The sequence below is a fragment of the Herbaspirillum sp. WGmk3 genome (assembly GCF_023952535.1).
GTDB lineage: Bacteria > Pseudomonadota > Gammaproteobacteria > Burkholderiales > Burkholderiaceae_D > Herbaspirillum > Herbaspirillum huttiense.
The window spans coordinates 1-1778 of sequence record NZ_JAKYWT010000015.1 but is presented as its reverse complement, the minus strand read 5'-3'; the positions used below and the strand labels follow the sequence as shown (position 1 = coordinate 1778).

Here is a 1778-nt window from a genome sequence, read left to right as displayed (position 1 = left end):
CCCGCCATCTGCGCCGCACGTTCCTTCAGGCGCGGGAAGACCTCGAACCAGCGGTCGACGTCGGCCTGGATCTGGCCCTTGTCATTGCTGGTGTAGGCGCCCATCAACAGGTTTTCCTGGATGCTCATGCGCGTAAATACGCCACGGCCTTCCGGTACCATCGCCAGCTTGTCCTTGACCAGCTCGAAGGACTTCTTGCCCTTCAACGGATTGCCCATGTAATACACGTGGCCGTCGACCTTGCTGCTGGGCAGCGTGCCGGTGATGGCCTTCAGGGTGGTGGTCTTGCCGGCGCCATTGGCGCCGATCAGGGTGACCAGTTCACCGTCGTTGACTTCCAGGCTGATGCCCTTGACGGCCTTGATGCCGCCATAGGCCACGCTCAGCTGGTCGACTTTGAGAATGTTCGTTGTCATGTTCTATGGTCTCGCTTAATGTCCTGCACCGAGGTAGGCCTCGATCACCGCCGGGTTCTTCTGCACGTCAGCCGGCACGCCTTCGGCAATCGGCTTGCCGTAGTCCAGCACCGTGATGCGGTTGCACAGGCCCATCATCAGCTTCACGTCGTGTTCGATCAGCAGGATGGTCTTGCCTTCGGCCTGGATCTTCACCAGCAGCTCGCGCAAGGCCAGTTTCTCGGTAGCGTTCATGCCAGCCGCCGGTTCGTCCAGCGCCAGCAGTTGCGGATCGGTCGCCAGAGCGCGCGCGATTTCCAGGCGGCGCTGGTCGCCATACGACAGGTGACGTGCGGTACGCTTGGCGAACTGGCCGATGCCCACGAAGTCCAGCAGCTGCTGCGATTTCGCGCGGATCGCCGCTTCTTCGTCGCGTGCTGCCTTGTGGCGGAACACGGCACCGAAAACATTTTGCTTGGTGCGCACGTGGCAACCGACCATCACGTTTTCCAGCACGGTCATTTCACCGAACAGACGAATGTTCTGGAAGGTACGGGCGATGCCGGCCTTGGCCACTTCGTGCGGGGCGCTCGGCGAATAGGGCTTGCCGTCCAGTTCGAAGCTGCCGGTATCGGGTTGATACAGGCCCGTGATGACGTTGAAGAACGTGGTCTTGCCGGCGCCGTTGGGGCCGATCAAGCCATAGATCTGGCCGCGCTCGATGGTGATGCCCACGCCATTCAAGGCTTGCAGGCCGCCGAAACGCTTGCTGACGTCACGGATCTTGAGCAGTGTTTGTGTCATGTTCTGTGCTCCAGATTAAGCTTTGACTTCGCCGGTGGTACCGACTTGAGTGTGGTCCACTTCGGGACGGTCTTCATGGCGCGGCGAGGGCCACAGGCCAGCCGGACGGGTCAGCATGATGATCACCATGGCCAGGCCGTAGAGCAGCTGGCGAAGCACTTCGGCATCGATCCACACCTTGCCGAAGATGGCCATCTGCAGCGGTTCCACCACGTGGCGCAGCACTTCCGGCAGCGCGGCCAGGATCACGCCACCCAGCACCACGCCCGGAATGTGGCCAATGCCGCCCAGCACCACCATGGCCAGCACGGCGATGGATTCGGTCAGGGAGAAGGATTCCGGCGAGACGAAGCCCTGGAAGGCACCGAACATGGCACCGGCCACGCCACCAAACGAAGCACCCATGGCGAAGGCCAGCAGCTTGACGTTGCGGGTGTTGATGCCCATCGCCTTGGCGGCGATTTCATCTTCGCGGATCGCCACCCAGGCACGGCCCAGGCGCGAATCCTGCAGACGGCTCGAGAAGAAGATCACGAAGATGCACAGCACCAGGAACAGGTAGTAGTACGCGTTCACCGA

General features: G+C 61.7%; 3 protein-coding genes. All 3 read right to left on the bottom strand.

Annotation, left to right across the window (positions count from 1 at the left end; translation table 11 throughout):
* Positions 1-416, bottom strand: a 416-nt coding sequence (locus tag MKD49_RS25710) for an ATP-binding cassette domain-containing protein (RefSeq protein ID WP_252697712.1), incomplete at its 3' end; no start/stop codon positions are given.
* A gap of 15 nt (positions 417-431) precedes the next feature.
* The gene (locus MKD49_RS25705) at positions 432-1199 is read right to left on the bottom strand and encodes an ABC transporter ATP-binding protein (RefSeq protein WP_034338203.1); all 768 of its coding nucleotides are present in this window, start codon (positions 1197-1199) and stop codon (positions 432-434) included.
* Positions 1200-1214: 15 nt separating this feature from the next.
* Positions 1215-1778, bottom strand: a 564-nt coding sequence (locus tag MKD49_RS25700; protein WP_252697711.1) for a branched-chain amino acid ABC transporter permease, incomplete at its 5' end; no start/stop codon positions are given.

Coding starts and splice junctions, on each gene's coding strand:
- MKD49_RS25705 (WP_034338203.1), bottom strand. CDS start 1,199: ATGACACAAACACTGCTCAAGATCCGTGACGTCAGCAAGCGTTTCGGC.